This window comes from Rickettsiales endosymbiont of Peranema trichophorum, from assembly GCF_004210275.1.
Taxonomy (GTDB): domain Bacteria; phylum Pseudomonadota; class Alphaproteobacteria; order Rickettsiales; family Midichloriaceae; genus RICK02.
The window spans coordinates 1-6,655 of record NZ_SCFA01000036.1 but is presented as its reverse complement, the minus strand read 5'-3'; the positions used below and the strand labels follow the sequence as shown (position 1 = coordinate 6,655).

The window sequence follows — 6,655 nt, the reverse complement described above, 5'->3', positions numbered from 1 at the left end:
TATATTTAGCTCTTGTAAGAATGGCTCAGGACTTTTCCTTGAGAATCCCTTTAATTGATGGTCAAGGAAACTTTGGATCGGTAGATGGTGATCCACCAGCTCAAATGAGGTATACGGAAATAAGGTTGGCCGAGATAGCTAACGTAATGCTTGGTGATATCGAACACGCAACCGTAGATTTTCAGGAGAACTACGACGGTTCCGAAAAAGAGCCGAAAGTCCTCCCAGCAAGATTCCCTAATATACTCGTTAACGGTGCCACAGGGATTGCAGTTGGAATGGCAACAAATATTCCTACACACAACTTGGGCGAAGTGATAGACGGCTGTTGTGCCTATATCAAAGATTCAAGCATATCTGTCGAACGTCTCACAGAAATCATACCAGGCCCTGACTTTCCAACCGGCGGTGTGATTCTCGGAACAAGCAAGTCTAAAGTTGCCCTTGCTACCGGTAGAGGATCGATTCAGGTCAGAGGTAAAGTTGATTTTGAAGAAATAGGTGGTAGAGAAGCTATCATAGTCTCAGAATTGCCATATCAGGTCAACAAGTCTGAACTTATCAAGCGTATCGAAGAGTTGGTTAAGGAGAAGGTCATAGAAGGCATACATGAACTAAGGGACGAAACCAACAAGCTCGGCATGAGGATTGTGATAGAGCTCAAGAAGGATGCTGTGGCTAATGTAGTCTTAATGCAGCTCTACAAAAACACAGAGCTACAAACCTCTATCTCTTATAATCTCCTGGCCCTTAACAAAGGGATACCGTTGATAATGAATGTAAAAGACGTAATAGTCGCGTTCATAGAGTTTAGAGAAGAGGTAATTACCAGAAGGATTACGTATCTTTTAAATAAAGCGCGAGATAGAGCTCACCTTTTAATCGGCCTGTCTATTGCGGTTTCCAATATAGATCAGATCATACAAATGATCAAAAGCTCTCCTGATAGTGCTACTGCTAAACAGCGTTTGATGAATGAGAGCTGGCCCGTATCACCTATCACTGCATTATTGGAGTTGGTACACGACGAGAGAAATCAGGTGATTGATGGACGCTGTTATTTAACAGAAGAGCAGGCAAAAGCGATATTGGAAATGAGACTCCAAAGGCTAACTGGACTAGAGAAAAGCAAGATCGAAGAGGAATTAAATGCTTTAAGTGTTGAAATCGCTGAGTATCTTGGGCTTTTATCTTCAAAAGAGAAATTATTCTCTTTAATGCATCAAGAACTTCTGGAAATAAAGGATAAGTTCGCTACTCCGCGCCAAACCACATTTCACTTTGATGACAACGATGTTGACATTGAAGAGCTCATCCAAAGAGAGGAAATGGTTGTGACCTTGACCCTAGGTGGCTACGTTAAACGGGTAGCTCTTGACACGTATCGTGCTCAAAAGCGTGGTGGAAAGGGTAGGAGTGGAGTGTCCATGCATAAGGAGGACATAACTAGTGACGTTCTTGTTTGTAATACACATGATACACTTCTGTTCTTTTCTGATATTGGAAAAGTGTACAAGGTCAAGGTGTATCAGCTGCCTTTGGGTACTCCACAAACAAAGGGGCGTGCTTTGATCAATATATTTCCATTAGCTCAGGATGAAAAGATCAATAATATTATGGTGTTCCCAGAAGATAAAAGTACGTGGGAAAGGCTTAACATAGTATTTGCAACTGCCAAAGGTAACGTCAGAAGAAATAGTCTTGAAGACTTTGTCAATATTCAAAGCAATGGTAAGATTGCAATGAAGCTAGAGGATGATGACAAGTTAATTGGTATAACTGTGTGCGATGATGCAGCGCACCTCCTTTTGTCCACTCGTATGGGCCAATCTATCAGATTCCCTGCTAGCGTTCTTAGGGTGTTTAAAAGTAGGTCGTCTGATGGTGTTAGAGGAATTCAACTGGGTAAAGTAGGCGATGCGGTGATATCGATGTCTGTTTTAAAATCTAGTGAGATCGAGATTGAAAAGAGGGAAGAGTTTTTAAAAATTGACGATACTGTTCGCATATCCATCGCTAAGGAAGAGAATTCAGAACAACATCACGACTTGATAGCAGAGAAGCTAAAGGACTATGGTTTGCAAAACCTGACCGTATCTGAAGTGCTGGAGCTTGCAAAAGGTGAGCAGTTTATACTGTCCATTACAGAAAATGGTTACGGTAAGAGAACGTCTTCCTACGAGTACAGAGTTACAGACAGAGGAGGAAAAGGAATACTAAACATTGATACATCGGAACGTAATGGGATGGTGATTGCGACTTTCCCTGTCTTAGAAGAAGATGACATAATTTTGATTACGAACGCTGGCACTTTAATACGAACCAATACCTCTGACATTAGGATTACTAGACGTAACACAATGGGCGTGAAAATCTTCAGTGTGAAAGATGATGAAAAAGTCATCTCAGTCACAAGAATTGCTGAAGAATCATAATGTTTTGAAGGTTAGGAGTTGAAGGCTGATGCAGTTATCTGAAAGGCTAAAGTCTGGTTTGCAGAAAACATCTCTAAGATTGTTAAACAGCATCAATAATATATTTAGCTCCACCGCATTTGATGGTAAAGCGTTAGAAGAGCTTGAAGAATTATTGATAGCAAGTGACATTGGTGTTGAGTCTTCAAGTGAAATTATGGCTACGCTTCGTGGCAATAATTCAATGAAAGGAGCAAGTAAAGAAGAGCTGAAGCTGTTTCTAGTAGAATGTATTGCTACAATGCTTCAAGGGGCCGCTAATAAACCAATGCTGATAGATCATAAGCCTCATGTAGTGGTTGTATGTGGTGTCAACGGGAATGGTAAGACAACTACCGTTGCTAAAATAGCCCACAAATTTAAACAAAATGGTCATTCTGTTGTGATAGCAGCATGCGATACTTTTAGAGCTGCTGCAGAATTACAGCTGAATGAGTGGGCGCAACGCATTGATTGTCAATTTGTGCAAGCTACTGGTGATAGAAGCGATGCGGCAAGCGTTGCTTACCAAGCTCTTAAGGTTGTACAACAGCAAAATGATGATGTTTTATTAATCGATACAGCAGGTCGCTTGCACAACAAAGCTAACCTGATGGAAGAGTTTGGAAAAATACTCAGAGTGCTTGGTAAGATTGACCCCTCTGCGCCACACCACATAGTACTGGTACTAGATGCTACCACTGGACAAAATGCACTATCACAAGTAGAGTTTTTTAAGCGCACGATTGAATCATCAGGGCATGCTTTGTCTGGATTAGTTATAACAAAGCTTGATGGTACCGCTAAGGCAGGCATCGTGGTGGCAATAGCAAAGAGGTTTCAAATTCCAATATACTTCATAGGATGTGGTGAAAGCCTTGAAGATCTAGAGCCATTTGACCCACACAAGTTTGCTGCTTCCCTGTTTTCTATTGTTTGATTGAAGCAATAAGCTTCAACTTTAATGTGTGTGCTAAAGTTTCCATTATTCTTATTGCGATCTCTTCTTCTGATACATAGTTAGAATATGGTGAAGTTGCAAGATCTAACCCCTCTGTGCTGATTAACTTGTCTTTGAGGACGTTTTGTCTATTTTCCAGATCGATTAATTCATACATCACTGTGACTCTGAGGTTCACTCTTGTGATAGTGGTGTCCAACTGAATCGCCGTTGGTTCTTTGTAGACTTGGTAAGTAATATTGAGTACATACTTGTGCTCCAGGTCTTTTGTGTGCTCAAATTCCCGTTCCAATGCAGCTCTAAAAGCAACGTATTCCTTCGTATTGTTTTTCTTATGCTCTCCTATTTTACTGATGCTACCTATCTTGATTGCTTGAATGTTCTGCTGGTTCGTATTTACCATGTGTACTGGCTGGAATCCACATGAAGTAAGTAGAAAAGCTATTGTGATCAAGAGGTAGTAAAAGTTTTTCATTGTTTTAATATAGGTTCATGATTATAAGGAATGATATGCATATACTAAAACAAATCAACACTTTATGAGTTTATCCACTTTGAAAGATTGTACACCACCAAATTGGGACCTAAGCGATTTGTATCAAGGTAGTGATGACGGGTCGCTACAGGATGATTTAAAAAGAGTCAAAGCAGACATCACTTCTTTCGTCGCGGATTATAAAGATAAGGTGGTGGAGCTTTCAAGTGAGGGGATGTATAAGGCTATCACAAGGTTTGAAAGCATCAGGGATGTGTCTGATAAACTTGCGACTTTTGCTTACTTACAGTATGTGATCAAAATGAACGAGGAAAAAAATGTGCAGTTCTTTCAAAACATCTCAGAGATATTGACGGAATTGTGTACGGCGCTCGTTTTCTTTACTCTCCAAATCAACCAAATATCCGATCAAAGACTAAGTAAGCTTTTGGAGAGTCCAGTTTTGCAGCGTTATAGGTCATGGTTTGAACATCTGAGGTTATTTCAAAAGTACCAACTTTCTGAGTCAGAGGAGGCCATACTACAAAATGTAAGTGGTACTGCAACAGCTTGGCAGCGCTTGTTTGATGAGACGATGGCGTCGCTTAAGTTTACAGTTGCTGGTCATAAAATGCATATGGCAGAGGTGCTGCATAAGCTGTCTGACAGTGATCCACGAATACGCAAAAGTGCAACGCAAGCGTTGTGTAAAATCCTAAAAGAAAATGTGAGGCTATTTGCGCTTGTCACTAATACGTTGGCTAAAAGCAAAAATGTGGAAGATAAGCTACGTGGATTTGCGCAACCAATATCATCTAGAAACTTATCCAACTTTGTAGAAGATGATGTGGTGGATACATTGATAGATACCGTCAAATCTGCTTACTCCAAGTTGTCTCACAGGTATTATGGCATGAAGGCAAAGTGGTTAGGTACCAAACAGCTAAACTACTACGACAGGCTTGCACCTCTACCAAATGATGATGGAAAGGAATATGCATGGAGCGAAGCTGTCGAAACTGTATTAGAAGCTTATGGAAGCTTCTCAAAAAAATTTGCTGACTATGGTAAGTTGTTTTTTGACAATAACTGGATAGATGCGCCAGTCACTCCAGGCAAAGACTCCGGCGCATTTGCACATCCAGCGTGTAGTTCTATGCATCCATACTTGATGGTCAATTTCTTGGGAAAGGGTAGGGATGTTATGACTCTCGCGCATGAGTTAGGGCATGGCATACACCAATTTTTAGCAAAGGAACAAGGGCCATTGATGTGTAACACTCCGCTGATACTTGCTGAGGTCGCTTCGATATTTGGTGAACAGCTGACATTTGCACATATTTTAAAAGAGGAGGATAACACTCAAAGGAAGCGGTTTTTAATTGCAAGCAAAGTTGAGGATCTGCTAAATACCATTGTCAGGCAGATTGCATTTTGTGACTTTGAGATGCGTCTACATAAAGAGCGGCAAATGGGAGAAGTTGGTGTGGAGAGAATATGTGATATTTGGATGACCACACAGCAGGAAAGCCTGGGGCCATTGGTGAAATTTGATCATGGTGTGAGGTATTTGTGGGCTTATATACCTCACTTCATACACTCTCCGTTTTACGTTTACTCTTACGCCTTTGCCAACTGTCTAGTAAACTCGCTGTATCAAACATACTTAGATGGATGTGAGGGCTTTGAAGCCAAATATCTTGATATGTTAAAGGCTGGAGGGACGTTGACCTACAAAGAAGTGTTAAAACCTTTTGGTCTCAATCCTGCAGATAAGGGCTTTTGGAATAAGGGGCTAAGCATGATCTCTACGTTGCTTGATCAGTTGGAGTAACTGAGTAGGGGAGGGGGTCTCCCGCAAGTGTAGGCTTTACTGATCCCAGGCTGATAGTGCAGTGTGCGTTGCGCCTGTAAAAGCTTCTAATCTGACAAACGCCGTAAAAGCTCAGGAAGAGAGGATGAAGGCCTGCAGTGACCACAGAAGGCTACTAGGCAGGCCCCTCATCAGGCAAAGGAAAGGGTCTAATGCCAAAACCATTATATCTTTATTGAACTACAGTCAGTATACACATATATTAAAGTTTCGAAAGAAGTCTATTAATGTGAATATTTTTGTGCATACTCATGAGAGTGGTAATCTACCTTGATATTATACCAAGTTTCAGATTAAATCAGGCAAATGGATTTGAGGATGAGGCCGCGTAAGCGTATTGAAATACCTGCGCAGAGCCGAGTTTCACAAAATTCGTTTTGAATCATTTAAAAATGAAACTTGGTATCAGCTAGTCTTTCAGATCGTATGCTAGTTCACTATACAGTCCGTCCCTCAGAAGTGATGGAGAAGAGATAATATGACCACACGCTCATCACTGTATGCCACTCCATCAGCAAACACGTCATGTGTGCAAGAATCTGTTATGCATTTGGAGATATGTCCTCATTTTGGTATACCAAACACAGTTGCTTTCCACAAAACGCGAGGCCGATTGCAAGTACCTCATTCACACCGTTTTGCTTAAACAGCTCCAGATATTGCTTGTCCTTCACTTGCTTTAACCCTTCTTTCGCCTTCGCCTTTAGCTTCTTTGGGTCGTCTGTTGCCTTAAACTCCAGCAATATGCCCGCTCTCCCACTCTGCTTTGGGAGCATCACTACGTCAAATCTTCCAAGCCCCGATTCTTGGTTCGAACGTATGTAGTATTCTCCTCTTAATCCTACTACTAGTCCCAATATAAACACGTGAAATACTTGTTCAGGCGTATTCTC

At 41.2% G+C, this 6,655-nt stretch carries 5 protein-coding genes; 3 read left to right on the top strand and 2 right to left on the bottom strand.

The genetic code is table 11. From position 1 onward, the window contains the following. Both gyrA and ftsY read left to right on the top strand, forming a co-directional pair. The coding region (gene gyrA / locus EDM53_RS01670; protein ID WP_130121800.1) for a DNA gyrase subunit A at positions 1 to 2,435 on the top strand (2,435 nt) is incomplete at its 5' end. Positions 2,436 to 2,463: 28 nt separating this feature from the next. Next, positions 2,464 to 3,393: a signal recognition particle-docking protein FtsY gene (gene ftsY / locus EDM53_RS01665; RefSeq protein ID WP_130121798.1), complete on the top strand. Its 930-nt coding sequence runs from the start codon at positions 2,464 to 2,466 to the stop codon at positions 3,391 to 3,393. Here ftsY and EDM53_RS01660 read toward each other — a convergent pair. Further along, positions 3,383 to 3,817: a hypothetical protein gene (locus EDM53_RS01660; RefSeq protein WP_165379550.1), complete on the bottom strand. Its 435-nt coding sequence runs from the start codon at positions 3,815 to 3,817 to the stop codon at positions 3,383 to 3,385. The two genes, ftsY and EDM53_RS01660, sit on opposite strands and share 11 nt — an antisense overlap. Before the next feature lie 136 nt (positions 3,818 to 3,953). Here EDM53_RS01660 and EDM53_RS01655 point away from each other — a divergent pair, with 136 nt between their 5' ends. Beyond that, positions 3,954 to 5,723 (top strand): M3 family oligoendopeptidase, encoded by a 1,770-nt coding sequence (locus EDM53_RS01655; RefSeq protein WP_130121794.1) that lies wholly within the window; start codon positions 3,954 to 3,956, stop codon positions 5,721 to 5,723. Positions 5,724 to 6,304: 581 nt separating this feature from the next. Here EDM53_RS01655 and EDM53_RS01650 read toward each other — a convergent pair. Continuing rightward, on the bottom strand, positions 6,305 to 6,655 hold a 351-nt coding region (locus tag EDM53_RS01650), incomplete at its 5' end, for a PD-(D/E)XK nuclease domain-containing protein (RefSeq protein WP_207215406.1).